This is a genomic window from Bacillus sp. UNC322MFChir4.1 (genome assembly GCF_000746135.1).
GTDB lineage: Bacteria > Bacillota > Bacilli > Bacillales > Bacillaceae_G > Bacillus_A.
The window spans coordinates 138,227-152,688 of record NZ_KN050811.1 but is presented as its reverse complement, the minus strand read 5'-3'; the positions used below and the strand labels follow the sequence as shown (position 1 = coordinate 152,688).

Below are 14,462 nucleotides of genomic sequence, written 5' to 3'. Positions count from 1 at the left end.
AAAAGCCAAAGTTTTTGACCGGGGGGTGTATTTGAAAATATTTTTCTACCACTTCTCATCGTGTTCCCATTTATTCTGTTTCTTTTCGAACGTTCTTCCGTGTTCTTTGTTATGACAATCCACACAGACTGTTTCAAGGTTATCGATATCAAGCGCAAGCTCTGGATGATGTTCAAGCTCTTTGATATGATGGACAACTATCTGTATCTTCTTACGCTTGGCGCTCTCACTGTATTCATTGGTATCAGTTTGGACTCGACCATTGCGTTTACATTCTTGACACTCATAGTTGTCTCGCTTCTTCACTTGTTCTCGTAACTGTTTCCACTCACCACTATCATAGAACTTTCTCTTCTGTTGTTTGGTTTTATATTCTTTCATTTGTCTTTACCCAACGTAATTGATTCCCTCTATCTCTTTCCAATAAACCTTTTATTGGTGTTTGTGTGAGATATTCTATTGAGTAAAGCATAGGCTCCTGTCCATACAGTTTGTAATACTTGAATCGATTAACATCAATTCCAGCCTTCCTGTACGCTTTCTCATGAGGTTTAAGGTATTTGTTATATGCTTTCTTATCGATAGGTAAAAGACTAAGTAAAGTAGTCTTTCCGTTTAAAACATTATCCATCTACGCTCACTCCCGTATCAATCCGCTTCTAACGATGTTGAATGTCAAGACAATTCTCACAATAGAAAGTAGCAGATACTTGTTTAATGAATTGTTTATCATCAGAATAAAAAGTAGTGACATTACTATTTAACACTTGATATTTATGTTCACACATTCTCTACACCACCTATGTAATTTTTACACAATAAAAAGGAGCACCCAGTCCATTGGATGCTCTCAATGTGAAAGAGTGTTCGGAGACGATTATTGAATAGGATAGCAGTTAGCTTGTCCTATACTCAAATATATGCCTGTCCTTCTCAAAATGTGAAACAAAGTACCCGTATTAGATACTTTAATTTATTCAATAAGGTAATAATCTAAAATCTTGTATCCCGTTTATCTACTTCTTTTGCTTTAAGAAATTGAATCATAATGATTAAACTAATGATTGTACCTAGACTATAACCGATAAAGAAATCTAACCACGTCATCCTTATCTCGCTCTCCTTTAATTTCAATCTATTAATAACCAACAATTAAATACAAAATTAAACAAAAAAAGAAGGAATTTGAATTAAATCCCTCGAATTCATACAAAAAATATAAGGAGTGATGCAATGCTGCGAACTATTAGTAGTGTAACAATACGCTGCGCAAGTTTCTTATTCGAAAATATCCTACTTTATTTCTTCCTATTAGCCCTAAACATCACATTTAGTATAATAATTATGGATCTTATTAACGCTATTCCAACTGCTTCAGAACCTATCGAATCCTTTAAACTATTAACCGGTTACTATTTCGAAGAAAACTCTACATTTTGGAAATCGATTTTGTTATTTCTATTAAACGGGATAATCTGGATTATCTTAGCTATAGTTCCTATTATGGTTGCTATATCTACAAGCGAAGAATACGCCCGTTGGCTTAGAATTCTTTTATTGATTTTCGGAGTTTCTTTTTTATTTGCTGGATTATATTTTATTGGACACGCAATTAACATGTTCGTTATGATACTTATACTCGGAGGTATCCTCTGGTTTTTTGTAAGGGTCTTAAGCAGATAAGCTGAGACCTTTTTTACATAATAAAAAGAGCAATCATACACAATTGCTCTTTCGTCAAATCATCTATACTACTATATTAACAGTCTTATTCCATCGCGACGCATCATAAACGCATCAAAAAGGTATCATTTATATTCCTCAATCTTCAATGCACACGCTAAATCTACTAATGTTTTACGTTTCTTACGATCAAAGTTTGGTTTGCTGATTCCCATACTGTTGTATACCTCGAAATCATATAACTCATCTCGCCCCATAAACTTCTCAATAATCAATTTCCTAGATTCCGCTGATAAACGATTAATGCCCTTCCAAATAAGAGTCATGTATTGTTGTTTTTCTCGTTCACTATCTACAAACTCAATCACATTTTCGGTTGAGGAATGAAATTGATTTGTATTACTTGGAGGTGTAAGTGAATACGTCGGCGTTATCTTTGGCAGATACTCATCATCAACAGATAGCATGTACATACGATACTTTCTTAAAGCACGCATTGCTTTCTTTGCTGATTCCGTTCCATCTAATTCTTTCATATCTAAATTCAATGTTGATTCATTCATATGTATGACCTCCAAATGCGTATTGTATATAAAGTAAAAAAGCAACGCATTAACGTTGCTTTTTTTAATAGACGATTTAATCAATCAGCGTAACCCATATTTTTGTTTAAGAGAGGAGAAATTGAAGTAACTCACACCTCTTTGAACCGACGAGACATAATTCTAACAAAATGAGAAGTGTCCGTGCTTTAGAAGAGAATCATCGGCTCAAAGAGAGGTGTAACCCTCTCCCTCGTTGGACAGACCCTTACTTACGTTTATTCGTGAGTAAACTATAATTAATTGCTCTAGCCCGAGACGTTTAGAGAAATCTAGAAACGACATACAGTACCATTTCCGTGGCAGTTCTTATTACACTGCTTATGATACAAGAATATTTATAATATTTTTTATCAATTTTTTATCAAAAAGAAATCACCTAATTAGGTGATTTCTTTTTGATAATTATAGCATCCAAGACCTTTAAACATCCGCTTCAATCTCAACCATCTCAGAATATCGAACCCCAACTTCATCTCTTATAGCCTCATACACATCTAATTCATCCTTGGGGTCCTCCACTGAAATTACAACCGCAAAGTCTTGTTCATAATCCTCAGGAATGTCCCATCTATGAGACATTCTCAATTCAACATACCATAGACCAGAGTCTACGGAGGATCTTTGGAATTGTTTTTCTAGCCGAATCACAGGATGATATTTTTCTTTATATGATTGGCCTTCTAAACCACCTATCCCCGTTTGAACTTGAATTTTCTCTCCTTCACCATTCTTTTTATATAAATTAGCATTTATATGTACTAATACATAATCACTTTGCTTTCTTCTATCTACCTTTGGATCCCACACAATAGTTACTCTAACTCTTACTTTATCTCGCCCTTTTCCAGGAATATTTTCTGTAAGAATACTAGGAACCCAAAAAGGTATTTCATAATATGTTTGTTGAGTTAATGTCCCCTCATGAACATATGTCGCTCTACTCCTTAAAGACTCCATGCATTGCTGTATGTTAGGAATACCGAATCCTAAATGTTCCCTTACATTTTCTCTCGGATAATTATATGACTCCTGTGGGATATCAGAAAAATGAATTAAAAGTCCCTTTACTAAATTATGTGACGCACCTGGTATTTTATCAAACAATTCCGCAGCATAAGAAGCAATAATTGGTGCTGCATAACTTGTACCAGATCCATAAGTAATATGTTGATCTACTGTACTCATTGCCACTGCTTGAATAGATGGATCACTCTCGCCCGACTGAGTAACATTTCCACCATCCGCCACTATATCCGGTTTCAAGCTATTATTAAACCCTGGTCCTCTTCTAGAGAATGGTGAAGGATGATTAATTTCACCTAATGAACCTGTGCTATTCTTTTTTACTATTGACCCTACACAAAGAGAAAGAAAAGATTCTCCAGGAGGTAAAATTCTTGTTTCATCAAATGCAAAGTGGCCTGGATATCCATGTGCTCTTAAGTACCTATATAAATATGCACTATCTATATTACCAGCTGAAACTACAAATAGAACACCATATGTTCTACTTAAAATATCAAGTTCTTCTGCTAAGGTACTAACTTGTACGTCACTTAGAGTAGTCCCTCCTGTAATTGGGTCTACTAGCCCTATGGACAAATTGTATACCTTAACATTCCTATAGTATCTCCCTACTATTCTACGAATCTCTCTAATAAGCTCACTATTTGTGAAATCCATACTATTTCCTTGCTCATCCTTACCAAAAACACGAACATCTAAAACTTTTGCAAATGCAGTTAATTGTCCTCTTTCTAGGTCTCCTTCAATATTGTCTCGAAAAACAACGCGACTGGCCACAAAAGTACCATGACGGGTATCATATTGATTCGCGATTAAACCATCCATATTATTGATAGTATACGGGCTAATCAATTGATTGTTCTCAGAAACACCTGTATCAAATATACAGACCACCGCATTACCTGTAGAATCGTTTACTCTCAAATCATTCAATTCGGTGGGTCTATTTTGAATCGTAGATAGCGCAATCTGCCAATTTGCTTCTACAAGCCGAACAGAACTAAACTTTTGTACTATAGTAAGCACAGTATTAGCTTTTAAATCAGCTTCAATTATGACAGATCCATTAGAATGATTATATGAATCTACTATGTTTTCTTCTGCGTTTATCACACTTCTAATTTGTTCTAGGAAACCATAACTTTGAATCTCTTCTGGTAAATCTGAAAATGATTCAATAACTACCTTAAGTTGTCTCTCTGGCTCCCCCTCAATAATGTCCCTAATTTCATTTGAAACCTTATCTAATGGATTAACGACTTTAATTTCTTCTAAAAAAGAAAAATAACTCTTACCACTATGTTCCTCTGTTGTAGCATATACATCTAATCTTTCTTGTAAAACCCCAATATCTTGAGTCTTAATTACACCATATCCAACAGAATCACTAATCATATCCAAAATGTGTATTCGCGAATTTTCCTTTAAGTTATTATATCTATCTTTTAATTTTTCTTTATCTGCTAAATGAACCTCTATAAACGCCCTATCTTTAACAATATCTTCACTTGCGTTTTGATATTGAATAACCTGTTGTATATTACCAATTAAATACTGCCCATGAGTATAATAATCTGCTCGTCTGTATGTAGATCCTCCTCCACCAAAATTAGTTGGATTTCTGCTTACACTATCTGGATTAATTCTAAGATGTGGTCTTCCGCTACTCCCTCGATTTTCATTCATTATGCTCTACATCACCTTTCAATTTCTTATGAAGAGTTGATTTTGGAATATCCATAATATTACTTAGATATGCTAAAGTGAAAATCCTACTTTCATCTCGTAATTTCCTCGAAATTTCAACTTTTTTCTGTAAAGATAATCCTTCTAAATCTAACAATTTTAATATTTCTTCAACAATTAGTGGGTATACTCGTATTTCTTTATCAGCTTCAATAACCCATCTTCTAATTCCATTCTCTACACCTTTAATAATATTAGCAGGTGAGAAGCGCTCTGTAATTTCTCCTATACTTTTTATCCATCCATTATCTAATTTTATTTTGCTTTTGATTAGAGTATTTTCTATAACTATAATCCGTTCCTTTTGAGAAGGAAGTTTAAACTCAATTATGCCGTCAAACCGCCTCCATAAAGCTTTATCTAATAATTTCTCATGATTAGTACAAGCTATAACAAGCGATTGAGAAGAAAGGTTATCCAAATTTTGCAAAAGAGAAATCACAATTCTTTTTAACTCACCTAGTTCTCGATTATCATCTCTCATTTTTCCAATAGCATCTAATTCATCAATTAATAATAGGCACGGACGACTATTCGCAAACTTAAAAATCTTCCCTAAGTTCGATCCTGTTTTGCCCAAAAATGAAGAAACTACTGAATCAAAATTAATATATACTACTTCTAGATTTAATTCGTTAGCTATTGCATAAGCCGTAAAAGTTTTCCCCGTACCCGGAAGTCCATAAAATAATACTTTACTTTGAGGTACTAAATTAAATTTCGCAAGCTTCTCTTTATTCTTCCACTGGCTAATAATATTCCTAATAGAATCTAATACGTTATCTCCTAAAATAACTTGCTCTAATTTTATAGCCGATTTTCTTAATTCGAAAAAATTATCATCATCATTTTTCGAACTGAGATTTGAAATAGATTTATTTATTTGAAATTTGTTTATTGGCTCTAAAGTTAAAGAAGTTGGGGCTATTTTACTGGGTTTTGGGCTTGGTTTTTCTAGAGCTTCTCTCATTTTCATAGCTATTTTAAAATTTCCTTTTGTTTCTTCGAACTTTATCAAATCATAACAATCATTTACAAAACCTTCATAATCTTCTGTCGCGAATGAATGAATCATGCTAATAATATAATTACTTTTGGACATAAAAACGCTCCTTTGAATACTGTATAAACAAATTAGTATCCATATTTTAAAAGGATTATACCATATTTTTGTCCACATTATGTTAAAAAGTAGAATTCCGGGATATTCTTATTTGAATTTTTATTTTGTCATTATATTTAACTATACAAAACATAAGGATATGTGTAAGAATCTTTTTATTACAGCAATAGCTTATGATTCTCCCTTCTACAATTCACTTTTATTATATGAACTTCAAAAATTTCACTCGAATACATTTTCAATTGCTCTATAGCTATCCTTTGTGGATGTTCTTCATCGTCAATTAAAGTCACTCCTTAAGATGTAGCACTCCAAATCTCATATCCGCAATCCTCCATCCACTTATAAACTTCCATTGTACACAAACCATCTTTTCGTTTTATTATTTGAACTTTATATAGTTTACTTGAAGAATATAGTTCTCTTACAATCTGTTCCATATTAACATTGACTCCTTAAAAAATTGATATTTAATAAGTATAGCAATGAATGAAAAGGTACAATTCAATATTAGCTTCCAACAAAAAAAGACTACAAAATCATGTAGTCTTTTTTCGACGTGTATACAATTAGTAACAAATTATTAATGCCTAACTCCCGAGATCAGGATTTAATTGTTTCTCTGTTAAAAATATATAGAACTCATCAAAACATTTCTTATGATAGGATCCAAAAAACACATCAATTTTCTCTTCTTTAGATTTCACTTCTAATTCTGTAATCAGTGCCTTTTCTTTAACATCAACACTCTCTATTTTATTATAAGGGATAGATTTAAAAGCCTTTTTAGTTAATCTAATACCGTAATATATGTATCGTTTGTCTGTCAGAATGTAAACGTTCATGTCCTTATTTTGATATCTTGGTTGGGCAAATGAATAACAAATTGTTTCCTCAGGTAATAGTCGGGATTCAACCGATTCAACAGACAGTTTTACCATTGAAAAATCCCCCGGCTGAGAATCGAAAGCTCCCTTATATTTTTCATACATCACAGGGTTTTCTTGCTTAAACACATCTAATTTATTCATATCATAATTGCTCATCATTAAGAATAATATGATACACACTACACCCAATCCCAAAATAATAAAAATTGTCCCCATTGGCTTCCAATTCCCCCTCGTATACTTTTATTCCCATAATAATATGCGAAACTAAATTAAGAAAGAATTTATATCATATAAATAAATAATAAATAAATAAAAACCGCTACAGCAAGCGGTTCTCATTCTTCTACCTCTATTCCCAACCTATAAGCCAACTCACACAACGCTTTATTCCTCTTCCTATAATAATCTGGCTGAGACATATTTAATATCCTACACATCTTTACCCAACTAGGCTTCTCTTTCCCTAGATAGGCTAATTCAATGAGCTGTTTATCCAACACATTCATCTTCTCTACACCTTTTCGTATTTCATGAATATAGTTAATCCGTTCTAAAACTGTTTTACTCATACCGTTCACCTTACCAATTTGTACACACTCTATACCTCTTTCATCTATACTTGATAAAAATAGGTGATACTTTTTCAAAGCCTGAAGCACATTCTTTTTCGTCTGCTCTTTATTAAGAACAGGTAGGGCAATATCCAACATACTCTCACTCCTTCACCATTTTCAAAAATGTATCCAACGGCATAACTACCAACCACGGTTTTCTATCCGCCTTAATCGCTAATGCGTCTGGTTGTTCCCGTTCATCTTCTAACCAATTGTATAGTGTCTTGAATCCGTCTTTTCTCGCCTTTACTTCCCATTCAAGACCTAATCCCTTTACATCATTAGAATACCCATCTACTGCACCAGATAGCGGTACACGCTCACCCCCTATTAAACTAGCAAATTCTCTTTCACGTCTTGCTCCTTTATCTCGTTGACTTCTTCCCATACTTAAATCTCCATTCTATAAAATGATTATTTTGTTCAAATTTTAGATAGATGTTAATATTATTCATAAAGGAGGTCTATTGATGAAAAATTCATGGAAAAAAGTTTCTTTGATTATTTTCATAGCAATTATCCTTTTAATAATTTTATATTTTTTTGGTATGTCACTTTTTTGGAATCAGCCTTAAATTAATCCGAGCGGCTAGCGTGTGCCAGCTGCTCTTTTTAATACGTTTTCCGCAAATCGTAACTGCTGCCCTATATACGGATCATTTTCATTTCCGCCAGTTGCAATCCAGTCGCCTACACGTTGATTAATATCTTGCAATACTGGCAATGGTAACTGTGATGCTATCTTATTTATTTGTTCCAGGTATGTCATTCTTCTCCCTCGTTTCTTAAAAAATCAAATTGTATAGCATTTTAAAAGAATGCAAGTTGCCCATCCATTCTTTCTAATAAATTAACTGGTTGCTCTTCTGCTTCTTCATGCCCTTCCTGCTCAATGATTGGAACAAAATTAGTAAACCAATGTAACGGAAAACATCCGCCTGGTTTCTTCTGTTCCTCATCGTGCCAAAAGAAGCAATGCGTCTTTTTCGGCTGAATAACGTATTCCTTTAGGGGTTTGTTTTTATACCCTTGTTGTCGCCAGATAAGTTGAGCATGATAGAATATATCTTGATCAAGACTAGGAATTTCCGCTTGTGGTTCTTTAGGCCACTCCTCTTCTTCTACAACACGAAATCTTTCACCTTGATAACACCCGAAATGTGCATTTACGTTATCGAATCGACTGACATAACAGTGATCCGGTTTAGCCGGAAAGACGAAATACTCTTGTTCTAATCGCAACTCTGTAGAAGCATCAGCATTTATACATACCGCCTTCACTGTCGTCACCTTCTATCTACTTTTTAATAACCGCTATCCTGTCTTTCAAAGTTCTCAGCGTTCTTCTCTTTATAGGACCTCACAATATTCTCATACTTGTACCCGTACAGGTAACATAAACGGAAGAAAACACTAAATGCTCGGCGTAAATGTCCTACTGTTGTAGTTAAATCACGATACTGACACCACGCACGCTTTGCCTTTAATATGTCTTGTAAATACCATTCAAATAACATGTTTACATTCGTCACATCTTTTCTTAACACAGACTGAATACTAAGGGATTCAACTAGTTTACGACGAACTGTACCCTTATCTAACTCAATTGCGATATTCATAAGAAAGTGAAATCCATCAATTAGTTCTTCCAGTAGCCCTTGCTTCGGAATACCAAAGCCCGTGCTCCACATTTTAAATGCTCTTGTTTCATTCCATGCCTCACTGATCTCTACAATCAATGCACGGAATAGCATATCTAATTTGTCGTTTCCTTTATACCCAATACGTTTGTCCAATTCCTTTTGCATTTCAAACAGTTCGCTTATATCAAATGTTTGTTTCTTTTCTTCTGGTGTAATTACATGTAACTGAATCATTATAGGTTCACTCCAAATCTAAATTTAAGTATGAACATCGTCAAGCTGATTAAAAACCAGCTATGTCATTTCTCCTTTAAATTTCAACCTTCTCCCTCCAATAACTCTACTAACTCCTCAAACGAGCATTCGAACAAATTTCGAAGCCCGTCCTTGGATTTATAAATACCTCTATCAATCAATTGATCTATGATGTGTTGATACAAAGTTACCCCACCATGTCCTCGACACAGAATTGAAGTTCTACACTATTGGCTGAGAAGTATTTCACTGGTGCATCAGTTTCATTAATTGCCACGCAGCCAATAACACCCTCAAACTTGTTATCTTCACTCTGAATAACCACTTTATATAAAGTGTCCTCACGTTCACCGATATCCCCTAGTTGGAATTCATTCATCTTACGACCTTTCTTATGAAACATCATGAAACGTTCAAAATCTTGTAATTCTTCATCTGTTGCTTTTCTGAATTTACGCTCCTTAAAACTCTTCCAAAAAGTTCCACCCTTATAGACTTTGTACCCATGTACCACTAATGCAATACTTGTTTTATACACATTTTTCGTTTCCTTTTCTAAAACTCCATACCATTTCACACCATTATCAATTACTACAAACATTTCTCCTTCTTCCAATTCCAATGATTCTTCCAACAAATCCCATTCTTCCGTTAAACAATTTCTAAGTTGTAAAAATTGCTTTGTTTCTTCCCAAATTAACGCTGTCTCATTTTTTTCATCGTCTACAATACAAGCAATTGCTCCTATACCTTTTGAAGATACCTCTTTAAATCTTTGACCAGGTTTAAAATCACCTTTTTGCATACCTACTAAAATTTCACCGCGTGTTAATCCTGTCGTTTGCATTTCGTTTCCACCCTTCTTAACTGTTCCTCAATCCATTTGCCTGTTGTATTTACGTATTCCTCACGTGTATGAGCGTTTTGTGAAGGGGATGGTGTAAATACCATACCCCAACTACTAACGCTTGTTACGTGAACGTTTAAACTTTCTAGAATTGTATTCATCTATTTCACCTCATGCCGTTCTATAACTTGTTCCCTTAACTTGATATAAATAATTCTTACTCATTCCGAACAACCGATCTGCTGCCGCAAATCCAATCTTGTCTTCAAGCGTGTCTAAATCTTCATTGCTGGTGTACCAGATTGATAGATTTCGTAAATACCGCTCATTTATAATCTTGTAGTACATATCCTCTTTGAATTCGCTGTACTTCGATTTTGCTAGGTCATCCCATATCAGAATGTCGCATGTACATAAATCGTGAAGTATCTCATTCAGCCGTTTCTTATTGTCATTTAAGAACGATACATTTTGAATCTCAGCCATAATATTTACATCTTGAACACATAACACTCGGATACCACGCAAACGCCCTGTATGCTCGTCTACGACCTTAAAATGATTTAATGCGTATTTAGCCGCCGCTACTTGTAAATGCGTCTTACCTAGCCCATATGAGTTATTTGCTTGCCGCATCTTGTTCCGTTCTCCTGGTGGTAAACTTTTTAATTTCGTTTCTCCCACCTCAGCAATAAATCCGATGCTATTTATCTTTGAATCTCGTATATCATTAAAGATTTTCAAATATTCAATCATCGCATTGTACAAAGTTTGCTGTACTGCTGTTTCTCTTACATAGTTATCAAACCGAGCATTCTCAAACTCTGACGGAATCATCGCATTTTTAAAACGGGTCATTAAGCTTTTACGTTCCAAGCATTCGCACTCAATAGCAACGTCTACATATTTACCTTTCAAAAACTCTGATGGCTGCTTTTCGAATGTATAACCTCTGTCTCCGCACCTTTCGCAATCAACCGACTGACTTTGCAAATCCTCTGTTATTTGCTGGTTGGATTCCTCTTCTAGCTTCTTCTTGTGCATAATCTCTGCTCGCTTCATAAGGCCTTGCATTATGTCCCCGAGTTTTTCCATTCTTCCACAACTCCCATTGCTGTAAGTAACCTTCAAACTTAGTACCGAATAATGTTTCTGGTCTTAAGTATTTAGCCTGTGACGTTCCAGTCCATTCAGCATGTTTTACATCAATAACCTTTTTAAAATCATCTACAGTAAACTTTTCATCTAATCTAGCTTTAATAAATGATTGAGTCTTCTTTGTTGATGATCTGTAACTACTACCGCACGTATCGTTGAGATAGTTTACTATCTCGGCAATATATTCTTTTTCTTCTTCTTCTTTTTCTTCTTCTTTTTCTTCTTCTTTTTGTCCACGTGACGTACCACGTATCGTCGACGTATCGTCAAAACCTGCATAAACACTGATTTTCTCTACTAACTTTTCATTCTCTGTTTTCTCTAAAATGAATTGTATTAGAGACAAGTCTTTCACCTTATCGATCTCTTTTTTAAGACAATCTTCAATCGGTTTTCCGCCTCTTGTTAGGTTATACTTACCCCAATTTTTAATAGCTATTTCACGTGTTTCCTTGTTATACTTGATTAACTTATGATGATTTTCAAAGCGATCAAGTAATGCCCTTGCCGATTCAACCGAAAAACCAATCTCAAAAGCTATTATTTTAGGAGTAATTTCATATACACCTAACTGTGTAGTGTGAGGATTGGTCAGAAGATAAACCATGAATAGTTTATCCTCTGGTGTCATGTCCTCCGAAACTTTCACGTCTGTCCAAAATTCTGTCTGTACAGGTCTAAAAATAGCCATTTCTATCTATCACCTACCTATTGTGCTTTTTGCTGATTTGCTTTTGCATCATTCAACCATGAGGTAATTGTTCTTTGGACATTTGATGCTTGCTGCACTGTAATTCCTTTAAATGTTTGGATACCTAATGACTGTTTTACAGTTGTTTTCGTTTCTTCAAACGGCATATCGTATACTTCAGATAACTCCCTAATTTGTGCATGAATCGCTTGTATTCGTTGCTCATTAGCAACTTGTGCCTGTCTTTCTTGCTCCTTTTCTGGAACAATACTTTGTTGTTTACTAGTTTGTTTCGGCTCATCATCTTGTGGAATATCTTCACCGGAATAGATGTATAATCCTAGCCCATGTAATGCAATAGCCTTCGCTAAACATCTCTGAATAGATGTATTGATTTGAAATGATGTAGGCGTTGCAATTGGTTTATTGTAGTTATCTAATACTGGATGAATCTGCGAACGTGTAATGTTATTGACTGTCACTTCAACTTCTACAAAGTAGCCGACCTCTGTTTTTAGATAAGGCAATCCATCAAATCTAGCAACTCGCCAAGTTGCATCAGGACATTTTTTTAATAGCTGGTCTACCGCCCAGGACCAACTTAAATAACTGAAACGCCCTTTCTTTTCAACATGTTTACTGACATCAATAGACGCCAATTCTGTAAAATAATTTTTGGGTTCACTCATCGGATTCTCACGCTCTCACCTTGTTTTAACGTGATACCATCCCATTGCATACCATCTTTAACCGCTGCAAGTAATGCTTTTTTATCCACTTTTGGCTCCTGTGGAATCATGTACTCCGGTGGGATAACAGCATCAATTGCAATATCTAAACTTGCTGGATTCTTTTGGATACCTACTGTTATCAATGCCCCCTTAACACGTCTTTTATCCACAGCAACCATTTGCCCGTATAAGTAATCTTTAATGTTTTTTACGTTGTTTTCAAAAGCTTTGCGACGGTCCCCTAAACGTTTTTCTTCCACCTTAATAGCTTCCGCCTGTGCTTCAATGTTGCGAATTAATAACGCTGCGCCTTGCATTTTGTCGTCGATTGCTTCATCAATTGCTTGCAATGTATCATAAATGACTTCTTGATCTACTCCGTCCTCAATCTTTTGTTGTAATTCGTTGAAGTTACTTGTTAATTCGTAAAGTTTCATAGTTTCATATCCTCCTAAAATGGCATACTGCCGTATGGTTTATTTATTAATACGGTAATGACATAATCGATATCTAGCTTTTTTGACTTGTCCGTTTCTTTATCAGACATGCGTTTTAAGTTTTTTACCGCGATTTCTACCTGCTTTTTTAACACTTGATTTTCATATGACTCTTTCATGTAATCACCTCATGTGATATACTGACTGCGAATATTTTTTTGTAAGGGACTCCTGCTGCAACAGGGGTCTTTTTATGCATTTAACACATACTCAATAATATGTACCGGAATATTTACATCTCGCATTCGATTAGCAACCATTTCAACGCGATCACATTCTTTCTTCTTGAAGAAAAGCTTTGCCAATTGTTCATCACATTCTTTTGCTTTGTTGCCCCACTCCTCATACTCTTTGCAAGCTTCATAGAATTCTTTTGTATTGCCCTCTGCATTTTTCTGACTAGCGATACGAGATAGCAAGAATTGATTCTTTATGTAGTTCTCTTTCTTGCTGCGCAATGACTTTGCTAACTCTGCATCTTCCGGAAGAACCAGGTTTTCAATTGCCATGTTGTTCACCACCACTCTTCACAAGAGCGTTTATACACACGAACCGATTTTCAATAAGACGACGCTGCTTCTTGTTTGGTAGTTTGTAATGAACTAATAGCTTGAGATAATCAGCTACTTTTACGTTGTTGTAGTTGATTGATAGATTCATTGTGTTCCTTCCATCCTTTCTTCCGCCCATTCTAATAAGAACGCTTGCACTTGCTTTGCTGGAAAGTACCATTTTTGACCTACCTTAAATTTTGGAAATCGTGGGTCATAAAAGAACTGGTCCTGGATAGTATTCCATGACATACAAACACGTTTTTTAAGCTCCTTTGTATCCCAAAATGTAAACTCCGCATTGTACTCTTTTACCTTTTTCTGAATTTCCTCAGCGCATAGTTCCTTTACAACTGCCTCATCAACTTGAATATTTAACATCATTTTCACCTTCCGCTA

General features: G+C 34.9%; 23 protein-coding genes and 1 pseudogene. All 24 read right to left on the bottom strand.

Annotated features, from left to right (window positions below):
• Positions 1–45 precede the first annotated feature (45 nt).
• Complete coding sequence (locus tag BR72_RS21450; protein ID WP_035436783.1) at positions 46–381, bottom strand: HNH endonuclease; 336 nt, start codon at positions 379–381, stop codon at positions 46–48.
• Positions 368–631 carry a hypothetical protein gene (locus tag BR72_RS21445; protein ID WP_035436780.1) on the bottom strand — a complete coding sequence of 88 codons (264 nt, stop codon included), beginning with the start codon at positions 629–631 and terminating at the stop codon, positions 368–370. Before BR72_RS21445 ends, BR72_RS21450 begins: the two co-directional genes overlap by 14 nt.
• A 28-nt stretch (positions 632–659) precedes the next feature.
• Positions 660–788 carry a hypothetical protein gene (locus tag BR72_RS27385; protein ID WP_269320432.1) on the bottom strand — a complete coding sequence of 43 codons (129 nt, stop codon included), beginning with the start codon at positions 786–788 and terminating at the stop codon, positions 660–662.
• Positions 789–1,808: 1,020 nt separating this feature from the next.
• A complete protein-coding gene (locus tag BR72_RS21435) occupies positions 1,809–2,246 on the bottom strand; it encodes an ArpU family phage packaging/lysis transcriptional regulator (RefSeq protein WP_035436775.1) in 438 nt (145 codons plus the stop codon).
• Positions 2,247–2,708: 462 nt separating this feature from the next.
• Positions 2,709–5,000, bottom strand: a complete 2,292-nt coding sequence (locus BR72_RS21430) for a S8 family peptidase (RefSeq protein WP_035436773.1) — start codon at positions 4,998–5,000, stop codon at positions 2,709–2,711.
• Positions 4,993–6,162 carry an AAA family ATPase gene (locus tag BR72_RS25080; protein WP_051957380.1) on the bottom strand — a complete coding sequence of 390 codons (1,170 nt, stop codon included), beginning with the start codon at positions 6,160–6,162 and terminating at the stop codon, positions 4,993–4,995. The genes BR72_RS21430 and BR72_RS25080 overlap by 8 nt, the downstream gene beginning before the upstream one ends.
• 179 nt (positions 6,163–6,341) lie before the next feature.
• Positions 6,342–6,623, bottom strand: a pseudogene (locus tag BR72_RS21420) (hypothetical protein).
• Between the two features lie 150 nt (positions 6,624–6,773).
• A complete protein-coding gene (locus tag BR72_RS21415) occupies positions 6,774–7,289 on the bottom strand; it encodes a PH domain-containing protein (protein ID WP_035436771.1) in 516 nt (171 codons plus the stop codon).
• Between the two features lie 122 nt (positions 7,290–7,411).
• On the bottom strand, positions 7,412–7,786 hold the full coding sequence (locus BR72_RS21410; RefSeq protein ID WP_035436768.1) for an ArpU family transcriptional regulator: 375 nt from the start codon (positions 7,784–7,786) through the stop codon (positions 7,412–7,414).
• A gap of 4 nt (positions 7,787–7,790) precedes the next feature.
• On the bottom strand, positions 7,791–8,078 hold the full coding sequence (locus tag BR72_RS21405) for a hypothetical protein (protein WP_035436765.1): 288 nt from the start codon (positions 8,076–8,078) through the stop codon (positions 7,791–7,793).
• 201 nt (positions 8,079–8,279) lie between these two features.
• A complete protein-coding gene (locus tag BR72_RS21400; protein ID WP_035436762.1) occupies positions 8,280–8,459 on the bottom strand; it encodes a DUF6877 family protein in 180 nt (59 codons plus the stop codon).
• A gap of 41 nt (positions 8,460–8,500) precedes the next feature.
• Positions 8,501–8,971 carry a hypothetical protein gene (locus tag BR72_RS21395; protein ID WP_035436759.1) on the bottom strand — a complete coding sequence of 157 codons (471 nt, stop codon included), beginning with the start codon at positions 8,969–8,971 and terminating at the stop codon, positions 8,501–8,503.
• A gap of 23 nt (positions 8,972–8,994) precedes the next feature.
• Positions 8,995–9,567 (bottom strand): dUTP diphosphatase, encoded by a 573-nt coding sequence (locus BR72_RS21390; RefSeq protein ID WP_035436756.1) that lies wholly within the window; start codon positions 9,565–9,567, stop codon positions 8,995–8,997.
• Between the two features lie 83 nt (positions 9,568–9,650).
• Positions 9,651–9,773 carry a Fur-regulated basic protein FbpA gene (gene fbpA / locus BR72_RS26000; RefSeq protein ID WP_081904964.1) on the bottom strand — a complete coding sequence of 41 codons (123 nt, stop codon included), beginning with the start codon at positions 9,771–9,773 and terminating at the stop codon, positions 9,651–9,653.
• 2 nt (positions 9,774–9,775) lie between these two features.
• The gene (locus BR72_RS21385) at positions 9,776–10,435 is read right to left on the bottom strand and encodes a hypothetical protein (RefSeq protein ID WP_051957379.1); all 660 of its coding nucleotides are present in this window, start codon (positions 10,433–10,435) and stop codon (positions 9,776–9,778) included.
• Positions 10,417–10,596 (bottom strand): hypothetical protein, encoded by a 180-nt coding sequence (locus BR72_RS21380; protein WP_035436754.1) that lies wholly within the window; start codon positions 10,594–10,596, stop codon positions 10,417–10,419. The genes BR72_RS21385 and BR72_RS21380 overlap by 19 nt, the downstream gene beginning before the upstream one ends.
• Positions 10,597–10,606: 10 nt before the next feature.
• Positions 10,607–11,293, bottom strand: a complete 687-nt coding sequence (locus BR72_RS21375; protein WP_231559747.1) for a P-loop NTPase family protein — start codon at positions 11,291–11,293, stop codon at positions 10,607–10,609.
• A gap of 115 nt (positions 11,294–11,408) precedes the next feature.
• Complete coding sequence (locus tag BR72_RS25995) at positions 11,409–12,284, bottom strand: conserved phage C-terminal domain-containing protein (protein WP_081904962.1); 876 nt, start codon at positions 12,282–12,284, stop codon at positions 11,409–11,411.
• A 17-nt stretch (positions 12,285–12,301) separates the two neighbouring features.
• Complete coding sequence (locus BR72_RS21365) at positions 12,302–12,973, bottom strand: Sak single strand annealing protein (RefSeq protein ID WP_035436748.1); 672 nt, start codon at positions 12,971–12,973, stop codon at positions 12,302–12,304.
• Positions 12,970–13,452, bottom strand: coding sequence for a siphovirus Gp157 family protein (locus tag BR72_RS21360; RefSeq protein WP_035436745.1), 483 nt, complete (start codon positions 13,450–13,452; stop codon positions 12,970–12,972). Before BR72_RS21360 ends, BR72_RS21365 begins: the two co-directional genes overlap by 4 nt.
• A gap of 14 nt (positions 13,453–13,466) precedes the next feature.
• Complete coding sequence (locus BR72_RS26870) at positions 13,467–13,631, bottom strand: hypothetical protein (RefSeq protein WP_197059964.1); 165 nt, start codon at positions 13,629–13,631, stop codon at positions 13,467–13,469.
• Between the two features lie 72 nt (positions 13,632–13,703).
• On the bottom strand, positions 13,704–14,021 hold the full coding sequence (locus BR72_RS21355; RefSeq protein ID WP_035436743.1) for a hypothetical protein: 318 nt from the start codon (positions 14,019–14,021) through the stop codon (positions 13,704–13,706).
• A complete protein-coding gene (locus BR72_RS26865; RefSeq protein ID WP_197059963.1) occupies positions 14,011–14,172 on the bottom strand; it encodes a hypothetical protein in 162 nt (53 codons plus the stop codon). Before BR72_RS26865 ends, BR72_RS21355 begins: the two co-directional genes overlap by 11 nt.
• Positions 14,169–14,444 (bottom strand): group-specific protein, encoded by a 276-nt coding sequence (locus tag BR72_RS21350; RefSeq protein ID WP_035436741.1) that lies wholly within the window; start codon positions 14,442–14,444, stop codon positions 14,169–14,171. Before BR72_RS21350 ends, BR72_RS26865 begins: the two co-directional genes overlap by 4 nt.
• Positions 14,445–14,462 lie beyond the last annotated feature (18 nt).